We start from the raw sequence: 16,729 nt of genomic DNA, 5'->3' as shown, positions 1-16,729 counted from the left end.
ATACCAACAATCCACTCTGACAAGATTTGGATTGTTGGTATTTTTATTTTAGCTGGTAAACTCGTAGTAAAGGGTAAAGAGCCGTTTCGCTATGGTAAAGAAAACACTTCTGTTGTTATGTGGCTGGGTCTGTGTTGCCTTGGGGCTAGTCGGGGCCTTTCTGCCACTGCTACCCACGACGCCATTTTTGCTGCTAGCCAGTGCCTGTTTCATGCGGGGATCGCCAAAGCTCAACCATTGGCTGCTTAACCATCCGAGATTTGGCCCTATTTTGCAGAATTGGCACCATCACCGAGCGGTGTCCAAACACGTTAAGCGACGAGCCAATATCATGATTGTCGCCAGTTTTAGCCTGTCTATTTTCCTCGTGCCGCTGCTTTGGCACAAAGTCATGCTGGTGGGTATGTTGGTTATTCTGCTGGTTTGGTTTAACCGCTTACCTGAGCGCGATCATTCCACGGCGCAAGGTTAGCAGGCCCCTCGTCACTCTTTGATGGTATCTGGATCATCCTCTGAACGTTGAGTATGTAGCAATCCTTGCCCCGCCATGGGAAAAAAACTACTATTTGAACCAGTTTTTTCGGCAGTGTGTCATCATGCTGCCGTATTATTTATTGGAAAATTATTATGACCCAAGAAAAGCTCGCGTTGATCAAAAATAGCATCAAATCCATTCCTGATTATCCAAAGCCAGGGATCCTGTTTCGCGATGTGACTAGCCTGATGGAAGATCCAGCCGCTTACCGCGCGACCATGGAGATCCTCATCGATAAATATAAAGGTAAAGGGATCACTAAGGTAATTGGTACTGAGGCGCGTGGCTTTTTGTTCGGTGCCCCTCTGGCTCTTGAATTGGGCGTAGGTTTTGTGCCGGTTCGTAAGCCTGGCAAGTTGCCACGTGAAGTGATTGGTGAGAGCTACGAGCTAGAGTATGGGCAGGATACGCTTGAGATCCACGTCGATGCGATCAAAGAAGGCGACAAGGTTTTGCTGGTCGATGATTTGCTGGCAACCGGTGGCACCATTGAAGCGACAACCAAGCTGGTACGCCGCTTAGGTGGCATCGTTGAAGATGCTGCTTTCGTCATCAACCTACCGGACATTGGTGGCGAAGAGCGACTGAAAGGGATCGACCTGAACGTGTTCAGTATCTGTGATTTCGACGGCCACTAATCATCTTCTTCTGTTTTGGTCATTCAGCTTACCTCTAAGTTATATTTTTCTGTGGTAGCTGGCTAATCATTGGGCGCTCGTTGGAGCGTCCTCTCGCTCAAAAATCCTCCCTGTGCTAGCATTGAGTTCTTGATTCTGTAAGGTTAGTTAACATGAGTTATCAGGTTCTGGCACGTAAATGGCGTCCGCACCAGTTTGATGATGTGGTCGGTCAGTCCCATGTCTTGACGGCACTGGCCAATGCGCTTGCCCATAACCGTCTTCACCATGCCTACTTGTTCAGTGGAACAAGAGGGGTAGGTAAAACCACGATTGCCCGTATTTTTGCCAAGGGCCTGAACTGTGAGCAAGGTGTTACAGCCTCGCCATGTGGCCAGTGCGAAACCTGCCGAGAAATCGATGAAGGTAGATTTGTCGATTTGCTTGAAATTGATGCGGCATCACGTACCAAGGTCGAAGATACCCGAGATCTACTGGATAACGTCCAGTATAAGCCGGCGCGTGGTCGTTACAAGGTATACCTGATTGACGAAGTGCACATGCTCTCTCGTCATAGTTTTAACGCTTTGCTGAAAACGCTTGAAGAGCCGCCTGAGTATGTAAAATTTATTCTGGCGACCACCGACCCGCAAAAACTACCGGTTACTATCCTGTCCCGCTGCCTGCAGTTCCATCTTAAGCACCTGGACAATAGCCAGATCCAGACGCAGTTGGAAAAGGTTCTGGGCGAAGAGCAAGTTGCATTTGATTCTAGGGCACTGGGACTGATCTCTCGTGCCGCCGAAGGCAGTATGCGAGATGCTCTGAGCTTAACCGATCAGGCGATTGCGCTGGGTAATGGCCAGGTTGAGGCGGATGCCGTGTCGGAAATGTTGGGTACTCTCAATACCGAACAGGCTCTTTATCTGCTTGAAACCGTTGCGGGTGGCGAAGCACAGCCTGCGATGGCTTGTTTGGAAGAGCTTGCCTCGGTCGGTGTCGAGTGGGATAGTTTGCTACGTGAAATGGCTACCCAGCTTCACCGTGTTGCGATGCATCAGGCGTTGCCAGCTTCGCTGGATGACAGTGCTCCAGATGCATCGCGAATTAGCACGTTGAGCCAGTCGGTATCACCACAAGAAGTCCAGCTTAGTTACCAGATTGCCCTTCAGGGACGCCAGGATTTGGCTTTTGCCCCTGACGGCCGGACCGGCCTAGAAATGGTGTTACTTCGTATGCTGGCTTTTAGGCCGGTATCGGTTAATGCCGTGACACCGCAGCCTATCGCTGTACCAACAACTCAACCAGCAGCGGCACAGCCGTCGCAGGTACAAGAGCAGGGTATTCAGCGGGTGCAGGCACTGAAAGCACAGATGAATGGCAGTCAGGCGGCGGCTCCGCAGCAGACTATGTCGCCCCAGAGGCAGCCACCACAGGGTCAGCCGCAGAATAACCAACCACAAACCGGTTATGAACAGCCGATGCCAGAGCACCAGCCGCCAGCGGGGTATGATTCAGTCGGTACTGCGCCAGCACCAAGCTATCAGTCATCACCAAGCCATCAGCCAGCACAAACTCAGGTTGCTCCTCAACAGCAAATGGCGCCGACAGCCCCGGCTCAATCCCAGTCTCAACCCTCATCGGCAGCGTCTGGGCTACTGGCGGCAAGAAACCAGCTTCGCAGTAAAAACAAGCGTGACGGCCGTGGGCCGGACAACGGAAAAAAGGGTGAACCGGTACGGGCTACAAAGGTTGCAAGCAGCAGCGTACTTGATCGTATTGCCAGTAAGCAAAATGGTCAGGTAAAGGCGGCTGGAAATGCGATGCCGGTACCGGGTGCACCGATAACAGCGGCAGCGCAGGTTGACGCCATGGAGCCGCGAGGTGATGATTCCTCCGAGTACCGATGGCGCCCGACCATGCTTCCTGAATCGACCGAGACTCAGCAAGTCATTGCTCCCAAGCTTTTGAAACAAGCCTTAGAGCATGAAAAGACACCTGAAATGGTGAAATTACTTGTCAAGGAAGCAGCAATTCAGGATAGTTGGTCGGATTGGGTGACCAAGCTGCAAGTTGGCCGTATGGTTCAGCAGCTGGCACTTAATTCAGCGTTCGAAAGAGAAGGTAATCAGGTGAAATTATGTCTCCGCCCTTCTCAGCAGCACCTGAATACCCCCAAGGCGCGGGAGCAACTGGCGATGGCAATGAGTGAACTTTTTGCTGAGACCGTGTCGCTAGACGTTGAATTAAATGATAATGGCCGCTCGCCCCTTGAATGGCGTGAGGCGATTTATCAGCAGAAATTGGATCAGGCCAAGCAAAGCTTAATGTCCGATCCGAACGTTAATTTCATTTGTCAGCGGTTTTCTGCTGTACTTGATGAAGATAGCGTAAGACCCTTATAGATTAACCAGACCACAGAGAGAGAAGATATGTTTGGTAAAGGCGGTATGGCTAACATGATGAAGCAGGCGCAACAGATGCAAGAGCGCATGCAGGAAATGCAGGAAGAGATCGCAAATATGGAAGTGACCGGCGAGTCTGGTGCTGGCCTGGTAAAAGTGACTCTAACTGGTAGCCACAGTGTACGTCGCGTTGAGCTGGATGAAAGCTTGATGGAAGACGACAAAGACATGCTAGAAGATCTGATTGCGGCAGCGTTTAACGACGCCGCTCGTCGTATCGAAGAAGCGCAGAAAGAAAAAATGGCAGGCGTAACCGGTGGTATGAACTTACCAGCCGGCTTCAAGATGCCATTCTAATTAATGCGTACCAGTCACTTACTGGAACAACTGATGGAGGCCTTACGGTGCCTGCCTGGGGTCGGTCCCAAGTCAGCGCAACGTATGGCCTTCAGTTTGTTACAGAGAAATCGACAGGGTGGCCTGCAACTGGCTGATGCTCTGAGTAAGGCAATGATCGAGATTGGCCACTGCCGCGACTGCCGCACGTTTACTGAAGAAGAGGTTTGTGCTATTTGCGTTAACCCTCGTCGTCAGGAAAACGGTGAGATCTGTGTGGTGGAATCACCGGCAGATATCGTGGCGGTTGAAGCAACTGGGCAGTTCTCTGGCCGTTATTTTGTGTTGATGGGACACCTGTCACCACTTGATGGCATTGGCCCTTCGGACATTGGCCTAGATACTTTGGAGTTTCGTTTGCAAAACGAGCCGATTAACGAGTTGATCTTGGCGACGAACCCAACGGTGGAAGGTGAAGCGACCGCTCATTACATTGCTGAGCTATGCAGTGAGTATTCGATTCCAGCCTCACGGATTGCCCATGGCGTGCCTGTCGGTGGTGAACTAGAGCTTGTCGACGGTACGACGTTGTCCCACTCCCTAGCGGGACGGCAAAAACTTTACTGATACATATAAAACTTGTTTTATATAAAGTTATTTAATAAAAATACCAACGTTTATCGTTGGTATTTTTTTGTCTTTTTATTACTTACTTGTCATATCAGTTACTTATAAAGCCAAATTTAGCTGCTTTAGAAGGCTAAAGAAAAATTTAGTTTTCATTTCAAGTTGTTTTCTAATAATTTCTATCAAAATATTCTTTAATAGGATTTTTGTTCCTAACTAGTTGTTTTCATGTGTTAAATAATAGTGTCACTTGCCGGGAAATAATTATTGAGGGTTGTAAAACAATCGTCATTGCCGGCGTATCAAATAAAAAATTAATACTAAGTTTTCGACTATTTAAGGTCAGGGAACGATTAGGAGTGAACATGAAAAAGACAGTAGTTGCAGCCGTAATCGGCTCGGTAGTGGCTAGCGCATCAGCAATGGCGGCAGAGGTTTATAAATCAGATGATCTATCTGTCAACGTATACGGTAACCTACGTGCCCGTTACGAGACGACAGACAATGGTCATATGGGCGCAGACAGCACTTTCACCGGTGAAGGTACTGAGCTAGGCCTAAGCATCAATTACTTTATGGATAACGGTATGTACATCAATGGTGATGTACTGAAAGAGTTTAACATCATCCCTGAAGATGGTGATGGCTTTGATGATGGAGATTTCTTGAAATTCGGCTCGGTTGCCATCGGTGGTGAGTTCGGTGAGTTCCGCATGGGTCGCATGTCAGCAGTACAAGATACCTTGGCTGGCCAGTACGATATCACGTGGGAATACGGTGGTACGGCAAACATCAAGTCCGATGCCGCTGCAACCGATCGCTTGACCAACGGTATCGAGTATAAGATTGATATCAATGACTTTACGGTTATGGCTCAGTACCACACGGGTACAGAAAGTGACGATATAGACATTGATCAAGCATTTGCATTAGGTGCGGCGTGGAACTCCAACTTCGGTCTAGGTCTATCGGGTACCTACACTCAGTCAGAGCGTACCGAGAGGAGTACCTACTTCGGTGATGATAAAGATACCTCTTGGACGTTGAATGCCACTTATGAATGGCAGGCGTTGTCTCTAGCGGCCATGTACTCTGATTACGATTTCGCGGGTGATGAGCAAACCGGTGTTGGTGCGATGGCGCGCTACGACTTCCCTATGGGGTTCGGTCTGTACGGCGTATATGACTATGTAGATTACGACACGAAAGACAATAAGCTAAACCAGTACACCATTGGTGCTGACTACTGGCTAACCAGCCAAGTCGTTTCCTACATGGAGTATGCAGATCAGAGCTTTGACACTGAGAAAACGGCTATTGACGGTCAAAAGATGTTCGACGACAACGCATTCACTATCGGTATGCGTCTGTACTTCTAATTTTATTTAATTGCTAGACTGTTCATTGTGTTTGGGGGAGGCTTGGCTTCCCCCTTTTTTGTTCTCAGCAGTGATACTCTGTCCCCTTTGTAAGAGATCTCTTACAAGCTCGTGAGAAATGAAGGTGATATATATAGGGGTAAATCGACTAGTTTTAAATTAAGCTTCTGTATTTATTGTGATTTTATTGCCTCTTTCTGTTTGTCAATTTTATTGCAAAAGAGAGCTTCACCTGAGGTTGCTATTTTATTCGGCCCACTGGCGTATATTTATAGGTGTCGGAAGGAGCTGACGGAACGGAACAGGAAATACCCAAGGATTGGGGAGTCTCAGGATGAGACCGGTGTACTAGGATGGTATATCGAACAAGGACTGTGAAGGAATAGCCGGGGAACGGCAAAAGGTAAACAGGATGTTTACCCGTCAGGATGACAAAAGGACCACTTCAGGACGAAGTTAGGGACCCCTCCAGGAAGGATGTTGAGAGTCAGTATAGGATATGCTGGCAGGTCAGGAAGGCCAAAGGACAACTTCAGGATGAAGAATAAAAGGAATATGCTGACGGACTACAGCAATTCAATGGAATGATGCAGGGAGCACCATAGTAGCGGGACTGCTGCATGTAAGACCTAAGGGCGCAACGAAAGTTGCGCCCGTTCTTGTTTAAGAGCGGCAAAAACGGCTCTTGGCCCTAGGCACGAGTAATACCAATCTGGATAAGTAGTTGATCAAGTATTTGCACTGGAAAAATCGTTGTTATCAAGGCAGATATTGCAGTAACTAGTGGCTCTAATTACAAAATATCTAACGCAGAGAACAGCGGTTTTAACCAGCAAGACTGATCAAATATTTATGTAGGTTGGTATAAGAACAAAGAGCAAGAGCTTGAAATCTAGTGGGCTTTTCTAAAATCTGCATCGCCTATCGCCTATCGCCTATCGCCTATCGCCTATCGCCTATCGCCTATCGCCTATCGCCTATCGCCTATCGCCTATCGCCTATCGCCTATCGCCTATCGCCCAAAAAACAAAACCGCCCATTGCTGAGCGGTTAATTAAGTTCGAATGTTTGGCTTACAGCGAGTAAAGAATATGCGAGCCGTACGACAAGCTGGTAAGCAAGATGGTCTTCTCGTCAATGATATCCATTCTTCGGCTCTGCTGAGCATCCATACGGTAAATTTGGTTGATGATCTGCAGATGTTCTGGTTGGAAGTCTTCATTGGTGCCTGAAGTAATATCTTTGAATTCCAGAGGTTCGGTCAGTAGGTACTTACCGCTGACATCCCACTTGCCTGACTCCGATATATGGATGGTGAGTGGTTGTTCATTGTCACTGAAAAGCCTCATCAAGGTGATGCGCGAATAAGTGTAGTTCGGTAGGTATACCACATGGCTGGTTTGCTCGACACGGCGCAGCATACCGAGTTGCTCTATCTCGGTCTCTTCGATGCGGCTTACAGTCTTTGATTGCCACTCGCGAGAGAGCAGGAGTTGCTCTTGCATGTAGTCGCTGGAGTAATAAAGCCAAGTACTGAACAGGACGGATAGGCCAAACAGGATAAATGCCCAATACCGATAAACAAAATGTTTTGCGGTCTGTTTGTGAGTATTTACTGACATATCGAAACATTGTCCTTATGGCTAGTCAACAAACGAAGGGTCACATTCTCAGCTGGATTATCAAACGAGTGAACATAGTTAACCCACAGCTGAGAGTGTTGGCCGCCAGACACAATGACTTCCATTGGACGCTTGTCTGCCGGGTGGTAGCTAAGATAGCTTTCAACGCATTGGGTGATCATGCCTTGCCATTGTGTTAGCGAAGGATGGTTGGCCGGGGTAAGGACCGGAACATCATCGACAACGGCAAAAGGCTCGAAAGCCGCTGACTTTGGTGGCATTCCGAGGTTAACAAGAATAGGTAATAGCAGGGCCATCAGTACCAGTACACCAGAGATCGCTGCCATCGGTAGTGGGCGTTTTGGAGTCTGTGAATGAGAAGCAGGTGAATACGTTTTGGCTGTCGTGACCTGCTGGCTGTGCTCAAACAGTTCACGTTCAATTTCAGACGGCTCGTCCAATTTCTCGGCCAGTGTTTCAGCCTGCTCGGCACTGGTGCTAGAGTCGATCTCTGACAGCGACTCAACCATGGCAATCATCTGGTAACCGCGTTTGGGTACGGTTTTGATGAATTCCGGTGATTTTGTGGAGTCTTTAAGCGCTTTTCTTAAGGTAGAAATGGCTTGGGTCAGGCTTGAGTCATCCACCTCAAAACCTTGCTCTCGCCATACATATTCATGTAGGCGGTGGCGAGTGATGATGGCTCCTGGATCTTCGATAAGCAAACTGAGAGCCCGGCTTTCATTACTGCCGAGGCGAGTAAGCTCATCACTTTCGTGTTGGTCGATCAAGCTGTTGTCATATGGATCAAACAAAAAACGTTGACCAATAAGGAATTTACTTTCTAATTTATTCATTTTTAGCACCAAGGGTACGCCTGCGGCGAATATATACCATGCATACCCTGAATCTCATCTGAATGTAAAAATTATAAAAAACGGTTCTGAAAAAACATCAAAAACATAAAAGCTGCATTTTAGGTTGAAATTGATGCGTTTGGCCACATCTATATACTCAGACACTTTGCTTAAAGTGAAATGTAAAGGGATGCAGCACCAGGTATGCGGCTGTTTTAGACCCCTGAATGTTTATTGATACAAGTTTCGGAGTTGAAATGAGCGAACACACTATCCATAAAAACAAGGAAACCCGTGGTTTTCAGTCTGAGGTGAAGCAGCTGCTGCAATTGATGATTCATTCTTTGTACTCCAACAAAGAGATCTTTTTGCGCGAGTTGATTTCTAATGCGTCCGATGCCGCAGATAAGTTGCGTTTCCGTGCACTATCTCAGCCAGACTTGTATGAAAATGATGCCGAGCTTGGCGTGAAGCTATCTTTCAACGAGCAGGCTGGTACGCTAACCATCAGTGACAATGGCATCGGTATGAGTCGCGATGATGTGATTGAGCACCTGGGTACGATTGCCAAGTCAGGTACTAAGGACTTCTTCGCCAAGCTGAGCGAAGATGAGACGAAAGACTCTCAGCTGATTGGCCAATTCGGTGTCGGCTTTTATTCTGCTTTTATCGTGGCAGATTCCGTGACCGTGAATACCCGTGCAGCGGGTGTTGCAGCCGATCAAGCGGTGTCATGGCAGTCGGGTGGTGAAGGTGACTACACGATTGAAGATATCGAAAAAGAGAGCCGAGGTACCGAAATCGTGCTTCACCTTCGTGAAGACGAGAAGGAATTCCTGAGTGAGCACCGCTTGCGTGAGATCATCGGCAAATACTCGGATCATATCGGTATTCCTGTTCATATCCAAACCGTTGAGCGTGACGAGGAAGGGAAGGAAACAGGTCGTAAGTGGGAGCAAATCAATAAAGCGCAAGCGCTTTGGACCCGCAATAAGTCAGATATTTCTGAAGAAGAATACAAAGAATTCTACAATCATGTATCCCATGATTTTGCCGAGCCGTTGACCTGGAGTCATAACCGCGTTGAAGGTAAGCAGGATTACACCAGCCTGCTGTATATCCCATCGAAAGCGCCTTGGGATATGCACAATCGCGACAGCAAGCACGGCCTGAAACTGTATGTTCAACGCGTCTTCATTATGGATGACGCTGAGCAGTTTATGCCGTCTTACCTGCGCTTTATGCGCGGCCTAATTGACTCGAACGATTTACCGCTGAACGTATCGCGAGAAATCCTACAGGACAACAAGGTAACTCAGTCACTGCGCAAGGCATGTACCAAGCGTGCTCTGACCATGATGGAGCGTTTGGCGAGCAAAGACGCTGACAAATACCAAACGCTGTGGAATGAATTCGGTCAGGTACTGAAAGAAGGCCCGGTGGAAGATTTCACTAACCGCGAGAAGATCGCCAAGCTACTTCGCTTCAGTTCAACCCATGCCGAAACCGTTGAGCAGACTGTTTCGCTTTCTGGTTACATCGAGCGGATGAAAGAAGGTCAGGATAAAATTTACTTCCTGACGGCTGACAGCTTCAGCGCGGCGAAGAACAGCCCACACCTAGAGCAGTTCCGCAGCAAAGGGTTGGAAGTGCTGCTAATGCATGATCGCATCGACGAGTGGTTGATGGGCCATCTGCCAGAATTCGACGGTAAGTCATTCCAAGCGATCACCAAAGCCGACCTTGATCTGTCTGCCTTTGAACAGGAAGAAGAGAAAGAGAAACGCAAGGAAACAGAAGAAGCCTTCCAATCGGTAGTTGAGCGAAGCAAAACGTACCTTGGCGAAAGGGTGAAAGACGTACGTACTACGTTCAAGCTAAAAGACACTCCAGCTGTTGTGGTCACCGATGAAAATGAGATGGGTACCCAAATGGCGAAACTTTTGGCTGCTGCAGGCCATGACGCACCAGAAGTCCAATACATTTTTGAGTTGAACCCGGAGCACCCATTGGTGATTAAGATGGCTGATGAAGCTGACGAGGAAGTCTTTGGCCGTTGGGTGGAAATGTTGTTGGGGCAGGCGATGCTGGCGGAGAAGGGCACGATGGACGATCCATCCCAGTTCCTTGCCGCGGTGAATAAACTGCTTGGCTAATGTAAGGGAAAAATAGCGCCGGAGTAGGGTATGACGAAGGTCTAATCGCCAGCTACCGGTGTCAAATTGTATTCTGATACAGCATGTAATCGCAGCCCAGTCAGGGACTGGGCTTGCGACTACGGCTTAATCAGTGTATTTTTCACTTCTTTGAAAACTCCATTCAAATCTAAAGGGGAACAAGATGCGCATCATTCTTCTGGGCGCTCCAGGTGCAGGTAAAGGTACTCAGGCACAATTCATCATGGAGAAATTTGGTATTCCACAGATTTCTACTGGTGATATGCTACGTGCGGCAATCAAGGCAGGTACTGAGCTAGGTAAACAAGCGAAATCCGTCATTGATGCTGGCCAGCTTGTGTCAGACGACATCATCCTAGGTCTGGTTAAAGAGCGTATTGCTGAAGACGACTGTGCAAAAGGCTTCCTGCTTGACGGCTTCCCACGTACAATTCCTCAGGCTGATGGCCTGAAAGAAATTGGCGTTGAAGTTGACTACGTGATCGAATTTGACGTAGCTGACGACGTGATCGTTGAGCGTATGGCTGGCCGTCGTGCCCACTTAGCTTCTGGTCGTACTTACCACGCAATTTACAACCCGCCGAAGGTTGAAGGTAAAGACGACGTAACAGGTGAAGATCTTGTTGTTCGTGATGACGACAAAGAAGAAACTGTACGTGCTCGCCTAGGTGTATACCATGAGCAGACAGCTCCTTTGATTGCTTACTACAACAAAGAAGCAGACGCAGGCAACACTAAGTACCTTAAATTTGACGGTACTCAACCTGTAGCAACAGTAAGCGCAGAGCTGGAAAAAGCACTGGCTTAATCGCACGTTGCTTAGCAAGTTTTCAAGCGGGCTGGCCATTGGGTCAGCCCGCTTTTTTATTGCAGAAAAATGATCTAATTATTATCTGATAAGGTATAACCGACTGAAAAGAAAACTGATACAGTTATATCAACCCATAGTTGACTTGATCGGCCATTACCGCCGTTAGCGTGAAGGATGATATGAGCGAGCAAAACATAGATAACAATAATCAAACCCGCCCGTATGGGGTTCTGCTAGTTAATCTGGGAACACCAGATGAAGCAACACCGGCTGGAGTGAAGCGGTTTCTATCTGAATTCCTTCATGACCATCGTGTGGTTGATATGAACCGTTGGCTATGGTGTCCGATCTTACACGGGGTAATTTTGCCTGTCCGCGCGCCGAAAGTTGCCAAGCTGTACCAGTCAGTATGGATGAATGAAGGCTCTCCACTGATGGTGTATTCGAAACGTCAGCAGCAGGCATTGCAAGACTCCCTGGGAGTACCCGTTGAGTTGGGCATGACCTACGGTAGTCCGAGTATGCTCGATGGCCTTGATGCACTCAAGCAGCAGGGCTGCGAACGCGTATTGGTGCTTCCTTTATACCCGCAGTACTCACGTACCACCACTGCGGCGGTGTTCGATAAAGTGGCGAAGGTGCTTAAGGCGAGGGCGGAGATCCCCGAGTTGCGCTTTGTGAACCACTATTTTGACCATCCTGATTACATCTCAGCGCTGGCTGAATCTGTTACTGATTTTTGGCAAGAGAACGGCAAGGCTGATTATCTGCTGTGTTCTTACCATGGGATACCAAAGCGCTATGCTGACAATGGCGACCCGTATCCTGAACACTGTAATGGCACCACGGCTCTGCTGGCTGAACAACTCGACATGCCGCGTGAGCAAATGAGTATGAGCTATCAGTCTATTTTCGGCCGTGAAGAATGGCTCAAGCCTTATACTGAAGGGACGATTCGAGAGTTGGCTCAAAAAGGCGTGAAGCGTCTTGATGTGATTTGCCCGGCATTTTCGGTGGACTGCCTAGAAACGCTGGAAGAGATCGCCGAAGGGTGCAAAGAGGTCTTTATTGAAGCCGGCGGGGAGAGTTTCAATTTGATCCCTTGCCTGAATGACAGCCCAGACCATATCAAATTAATGGCTTCGCTGGTAAAGCAACATAGCCAAGGTTGGTAGGGATTAACCTAATAGCGACCGAGTGTCGCCATAGCTTAACGCCCTGTATGGATAACTTTCCTGATTAGCTACAAAGCTCTCACATTCTGTGAGAGCTTTTTCTTTTTTGTTCTATATTCTGTGATAGAATTCGCAAAAATTTCTCAACAGACAGCTCATTGACATGAAATTTCCAGGCCAACGCAAATCGAAGCATTATTTCCCGGTCCATGCTCGTGATCCCCTTCTTAGTCAAGCTAAGCAAGACAAGCGATTAACACGCACGCATATTGTCGGTATTGACCAGACACTGGTTGATATTGAAGCATGCGTCGAAGATGAATTCCTGGAACGCTATGAGCTAAGTAAAGGTCACTCGTTGGTGATCTCCGATGAGAAAGCTGAAGCGCTATACCGTGAGCTGAAAGAAAAAGAACTGATCAGCCATGAATTCGCTGGTGGTACTATCGGTAATACCCTCCATAACTACTCGGTGTTGGCTGATGATAAATCGGTCCTATTGGGTGTGATGAGTAAAGATATCGAAATTGGCAGCTATGCCTATCGTTATCTGTGCAACACATCAAGCCGTATGGATATGAACCACCTGCAACCGGTCAATGGCCCTATCGGCCGTTGTTTCGCTCTGATCTCTAAAGAAGGCGAGCGCACTTTCGCGATCAACGAAGGGCGCATGAACCAGCTTGACCCAAGCAGCATTCCGGAAGATGTGTTTAAACGCGCTTCAGCCTTGGTACTCACCGCTTACCTGGTACGTTGTAAAGACGGCGACCCAATGCCAGCAGCTACCATGCAGGCCATTGAATACGCCAAGAAGCATGATGTACCTGTCGTTCTGACATTGGGGACCAAGTTTGTGATTGAGGATGATCCACAGTGGTGGCGTGACTTCCTTCGTGATCATGTGACGGTTGTTGCGATGAACGAAGATGAAGCCGAAGCCCTGACCGGTGAATCTGATCCATTGATCGCCTCTGAAAAAACCCTTGAGTGGGTTGATTTGGTGCTTTGCACTGCAGGCCCTGTCGGTCTTTACACGGCTGGCTACACTGAAGATGAAGCCAAGCGTGAAACCAGCCTACCGTTGCTACCGGGTGAAATTCCTGAGTTCAACCGTTACGAATTCAGCCGCCCAATGCTGAAATCAGAGTGTCAGACCCCGATCAAGGTGTACTCTCACATTGCCCCATATATGGGTGGCCCTGAACGTATCAAGAACACCAACGGTGCCGGTGATGGTGCATTGTCTGCACTGTTGCACGATATGTCTGCGAACCGTTACCACAAAGACAATGTACCGAAGTCGAGCAAGCATCAGTTTGATTTCCTGACTTACTCGTCTTTCTCACAGGTTTGCTTGTACTCGAACCGAGTGAGCTACGAAGTATTGGCGCAGCATTCTCCGCGTCTGTCTCGTGGCCTGCCTGAGCGTGAAGACAGCCTGGAAGAAGCATATTGGGAACGCTAAGTTTTAGTGCCAATAGACGCTGAAAAAGAAGGTCAACGTAAGTTGGCCTTTTTTGTGTCACAAAGATAATGAAACAATTTAGTAACTTTTTGCTCTAGCATCTATGATTATTTTGCAGCATACAACAAGGAGAGAATAATCATGAAGAAGCATGCAGTGGCAATAGCAACATTATTAGCGTTGGGGGCGGCAACGCCAGCGTTAGCAGGGGTTACTTTGGAGCAGGGGACACAAGAGTTTGGCCTCCAAGGTAGTCTAGACCTTGACTATGTTGATGACTATCTGTTTGTCCTTAACACATCCTATGGCTATTTTATTCGTGAAGATTGGGAAATCGGTGGCGTGTTGGATGTAAGCATGAGTGACAGCTCACAGCAGTTCCAGCTAGGTGCTTTTACTGAGTATAACTTTACCAATAGCACTAACTGGGTGCCATATTTGGGTTTAGCAGCCCAAGTCGCAAACCTGTCAGGGAGTGATGGTGATTTTGACTTCGACTTTGAAGATGCGACTGCGATGACGCTTAAATTTGCAGGCGGGATTAAGTATTTTGTTAACCCACATGTAGCGATAAGTGCCGAGGTGAATTACAGCATCGCGACGGATGATATCAATGTGACGAAAGATGGCCTCGAAGATAGTTTCACTCGCTTTGTCTTTGGTACACGCTTCTACTTCTAGTTTGCGTAGCCAGTTAACACAAAAAACGAGAGGCCAAGTCTCTCGTTTTTTTATATCACACCATAAAACTAGACGGTGGGGTTAGTAAGCTTCGTTGTGGACGGCAGCCACCGCTCGGCCTGATGGGTCCGCGCTGTTCTTGAAGCTCTCATCCCATTCGATGGCTTTGGCACTAGAGCAAGCGATTGATGGGCCACCTGGCACACATTTAGCTGCATCTTCGAGTGGGAACAGCTCTTCGAAAATCTCACGGTACACGTAAGCTTCCTTGGTTGTTGGTGTGTTGTATGGGAAGCGGAACTTCGCTGTTTCAAGCTGTTGATCAGACACTTTGGCTTCAGCAACCTCACGCAGGGAGTCAATCCAGCTATAGCCTACGCCATCAGAGAACTGCTCTTTCTGACGCCAAGCAACCGATTCTGGTAGGTAATGGCCGAAACACTCGCGCAGAATGTGTTTTTCCATCTTGCCGTTGCCACACATCTTGTCTTCTGGGTTAAGGCGCATAGCCACTTCCAGAAACTCTTTATCGAGGAAAGGAACGCGAGCTTCGATGCCCCATGCTGCCATTGATTTGTTGGCACGGGCGCAGTCAAACATGTTTAGTGCGAGTAGCTTGCGGACCGTTTCTTCATGGAACTCTTGAGCGTTAGGCGCTTTGTGGAAGTACAGGTAGCCACCGAAAACTTCGTCGGCACCTTCGCCTGACAGTACCATTTTGATACCCATTGCGCGGATCTTACGTGACATCAGGTACATCGGAGTCGATGCGCGGATGGTGGTAACATCGTAAGTCTCGATGTGGTAAATCACATCACGGATAGCATCAAGACCTTCCTGAACGGTATAAGTTAGTTCATGGTGCACGGTGCCGATGCTATCGGCAACAACCTTGGCTGCTTTTAGGTCCGGTGCGCCTTCTAGGCCAATGGCGAAGGAGTGCAGGGTTGGCCACCAAGCATCAGACTCTTCGTTATCTTCGATACGGCGAGCGGCAAATTTCTTGGTAATAGCTGAAATTACAGAGGAATCCAAGCCACCGGAAAGCAGTACACCGTAAGGTACATCAGTCATTAGCTGGCGTTTAACCGCACCTTCCAATGCATCGGTCAGCGCAACTTTATCCGTCTTGGCGTCAACCACTGCATCAAATTCCATCCAGTCGCGCTTGTAGTAGCGGGTTGGTTCACCGGCTTTGCTCCATAGGAAGTGGCCAGGAGGGAATTCACTGATTGATTTACAAACCGGAACCAATGCCTTCATTTCTGAGGCTACGTAGTAGTTACCGTGCTCGTCATAGCCATGGTATAGCGGAATGATGCCGATATGGTCACGGCCGATCAGGTAGGCATCTTCCTGCTCATCGTACAGGATAAAGCCGAAAATACCGTTGAGGTAATCAAGTAGCTCAGGGCCTTTCTCTTTGTATAGCGCCAGAATGATTTCACAGTCAGACTCGGTCTGGAACGGGTAGTCTGGGGCAAATTCAGCACGTAGCTCTTTGTGGTTGTAGATCTCACCATTTACCGCAAGGGCATGTGTTTTATCAGCATTGTAAAGAGGCTGTTCACCGCTGTTCAGGTCGACGATAGCCAGACGTTCGTGAACAAGAATGGCTTTATCCGATGAATAAATGCCAGACCAGTCAGGTCCGCGATGGCGCATTTTTTTAGACATTTCCAATGCGGTTTGACGTAATGCCGTTGCATCACTCTTGATGTCTAGGATCCCAAATACTGAACACATACTACCTACCCCAAAATTACTAAATGTTGCTATCCATGAAAATTGCCGGAATCAGCGTGGCGGAGTGCATAACCATATTTGTATAGGTTTGCATTTCTGATGCGTTAGCACTTTGTTATGTGCTAGGCAGTCTTGTCCACATCATCGCTGTCCTTTTGTTAATTGTTAAAATTGCGTATTCAACAATGAATTGCAACCATCAATTTCAATTCAATAAATAAAAAGAGCTGATGATGAATAATATTCAAAATTAACGCCAAATTCCGAATGAAAGTTAACTGTGGGTGATATTT

The 16,729-nt window shown here is 48.0% G+C and carries 15 protein-coding genes; 12 read left to right on the top strand and 3 right to left on the bottom strand.

Going from position 1 to position 16,729, the window contains the following annotated elements:
* Positions 1-91 precede the first annotated feature (91 nt).
* The 7 genes from NHN17_RS00805 to NHN17_RS00775 all read left to right on the top strand — a co-directional run bounded on the left by NHN17_RS00805 (position 92) and on the right by NHN17_RS00775 (position 6,953).
* Complete coding sequence (locus NHN17_RS00805) at positions 92-472, top strand: YbaN family protein (RefSeq protein ID WP_255040193.1); 381 nt, start codon at positions 92-94, stop codon at positions 470-472.
* Positions 473-627: 155 nt separating this feature from the next.
* The gene (apt, locus tag NHN17_RS00800; RefSeq protein WP_255040192.1) at positions 628-1,173 is read left to right on the top strand and encodes an adenine phosphoribosyltransferase; all 546 of its coding nucleotides are present in this window, start codon (positions 628-630) and stop codon (positions 1,171-1,173) included.
* Positions 1,174-1,325: 152 nt separating this feature from the next.
* A complete protein-coding gene (dnaX, locus tag NHN17_RS00795) occupies positions 1,326-3,557 on the top strand; it encodes a DNA polymerase III subunit gamma/tau (RefSeq protein ID WP_255040191.1) in 2,232 nt (743 codons plus the stop codon).
* Between the two features lie 27 nt (positions 3,558-3,584).
* Positions 3,585-3,914 (top strand): YbaB/EbfC family nucleoid-associated protein, encoded by a 330-nt coding sequence (locus tag NHN17_RS00790; RefSeq protein WP_107350272.1) that lies wholly within the window; start codon positions 3,585-3,587, stop codon positions 3,912-3,914.
* Positions 3,915-3,917: 3 nt separating this feature from the next.
* On the top strand, positions 3,918-4,520 hold the full coding sequence (gene recR, locus NHN17_RS00785) for a recombination mediator RecR (RefSeq protein ID WP_255040190.1): 603 nt from the start codon (positions 3,918-3,920) through the stop codon (positions 4,518-4,520).
* 365 nt (positions 4,521-4,885) lie between these two features.
* On the top strand, positions 4,886-5,899 hold the full coding sequence (locus NHN17_RS00780) for a porin (protein ID WP_255040188.1): 1,014 nt from the start codon (positions 4,886-4,888) through the stop codon (positions 5,897-5,899).
* An 895-nt stretch (positions 5,900-6,794) separates the two neighbouring features.
* Positions 6,795-6,953 carry a hypothetical protein gene (locus NHN17_RS00775; RefSeq protein WP_255040187.1) on the top strand — a complete coding sequence of 53 codons (159 nt, stop codon included), beginning with the start codon at positions 6,795-6,797 and terminating at the stop codon, positions 6,951-6,953.
* A gap of 19 nt (positions 6,954-6,972) precedes the next feature.
* Here NHN17_RS00775 and NHN17_RS00770 read toward each other — a convergent pair whose 3' ends face one another.
* Together NHN17_RS00770 and NHN17_RS00765 are read right to left on the bottom strand one after the other, a co-directional pair.
* Positions 6,973-7,521: a regulatory protein ToxS gene (locus tag NHN17_RS00770; RefSeq protein ID WP_255040186.1), complete on the bottom strand. Its 549-nt coding sequence runs from the start codon at positions 7,519-7,521 to the stop codon at positions 6,973-6,975.
* Positions 7,512-8,378, bottom strand: coding sequence for a winged helix-turn-helix domain-containing protein (locus NHN17_RS00765; RefSeq protein ID WP_255040185.1), 867 nt, complete (start codon positions 8,376-8,378; stop codon positions 7,512-7,514). The genes NHN17_RS00770 and NHN17_RS00765 overlap by 10 nt, the downstream gene beginning before the upstream one ends.
* Before the next feature lie 257 nt (positions 8,379-8,635).
* Between NHN17_RS00765 and htpG the strand changes: the two genes are divergently transcribed.
* The 5 genes from htpG (at position 8,636) to NHN17_RS00740 (ending at position 14,690) form a co-directional block, all read left to right on the top strand.
* Positions 8,636-10,534 carry a molecular chaperone HtpG gene (gene htpG, locus NHN17_RS00760; protein ID WP_255040184.1) on the top strand — a complete coding sequence of 633 codons (1,899 nt, stop codon included), beginning with the start codon at positions 8,636-8,638 and terminating at the stop codon, positions 10,532-10,534.
* Between the two features lie 184 nt (positions 10,535-10,718).
* Entirely contained in the window at positions 10,719-11,363 is a 645-nt protein-coding gene (gene adk, locus NHN17_RS00755) for an adenylate kinase (RefSeq protein ID WP_255040183.1), read from the top strand.
* A gap of 182 nt (positions 11,364-11,545) precedes the next feature.
* Entirely contained in the window at positions 11,546-12,541 is a 996-nt protein-coding gene (gene hemH / locus NHN17_RS00750) for a ferrochelatase (protein WP_255040182.1), read from the top strand.
* Between the two features lie 163 nt (positions 12,542-12,704).
* On the top strand, positions 12,705-14,009 hold the full coding sequence (locus tag NHN17_RS00745) for an inosine/guanosine kinase (RefSeq protein WP_255040181.1): 1,305 nt from the start codon (positions 12,705-12,707) through the stop codon (positions 14,007-14,009).
* Positions 14,010-14,150: 141 nt separating this feature from the next.
* Positions 14,151-14,690: an outer membrane beta-barrel protein gene (locus tag NHN17_RS00740; RefSeq protein ID WP_255040180.1), complete on the top strand. Its 540-nt coding sequence runs from the start codon at positions 14,151-14,153 to the stop codon at positions 14,688-14,690.
* A gap of 81 nt (positions 14,691-14,771) precedes the next feature.
* Here NHN17_RS00740 and asnB read toward each other — a convergent pair whose 3' ends face one another.
* Positions 14,772-16,436 carry an asparagine synthase B gene (asnB, locus tag NHN17_RS00735; protein WP_255040179.1) on the bottom strand — a complete coding sequence of 555 codons (1,665 nt, stop codon included), beginning with the start codon at positions 16,434-16,436 and terminating at the stop codon, positions 14,772-14,774.
* Between the last annotated feature and the right edge of the window lie 293 nt (positions 16,437-16,729).

The organism is Photobacterium pectinilyticum, assembly GCF_024357955.1.
GTDB classification, from domain to species: Bacteria; Pseudomonadota; Gammaproteobacteria; order Enterobacterales; family Vibrionaceae; genus Photobacterium; species Photobacterium pectinilyticum.
Note: the sequence above shows the minus strand (reverse complement) of the source record. Positions and strands in the feature narration are given on the sequence as shown.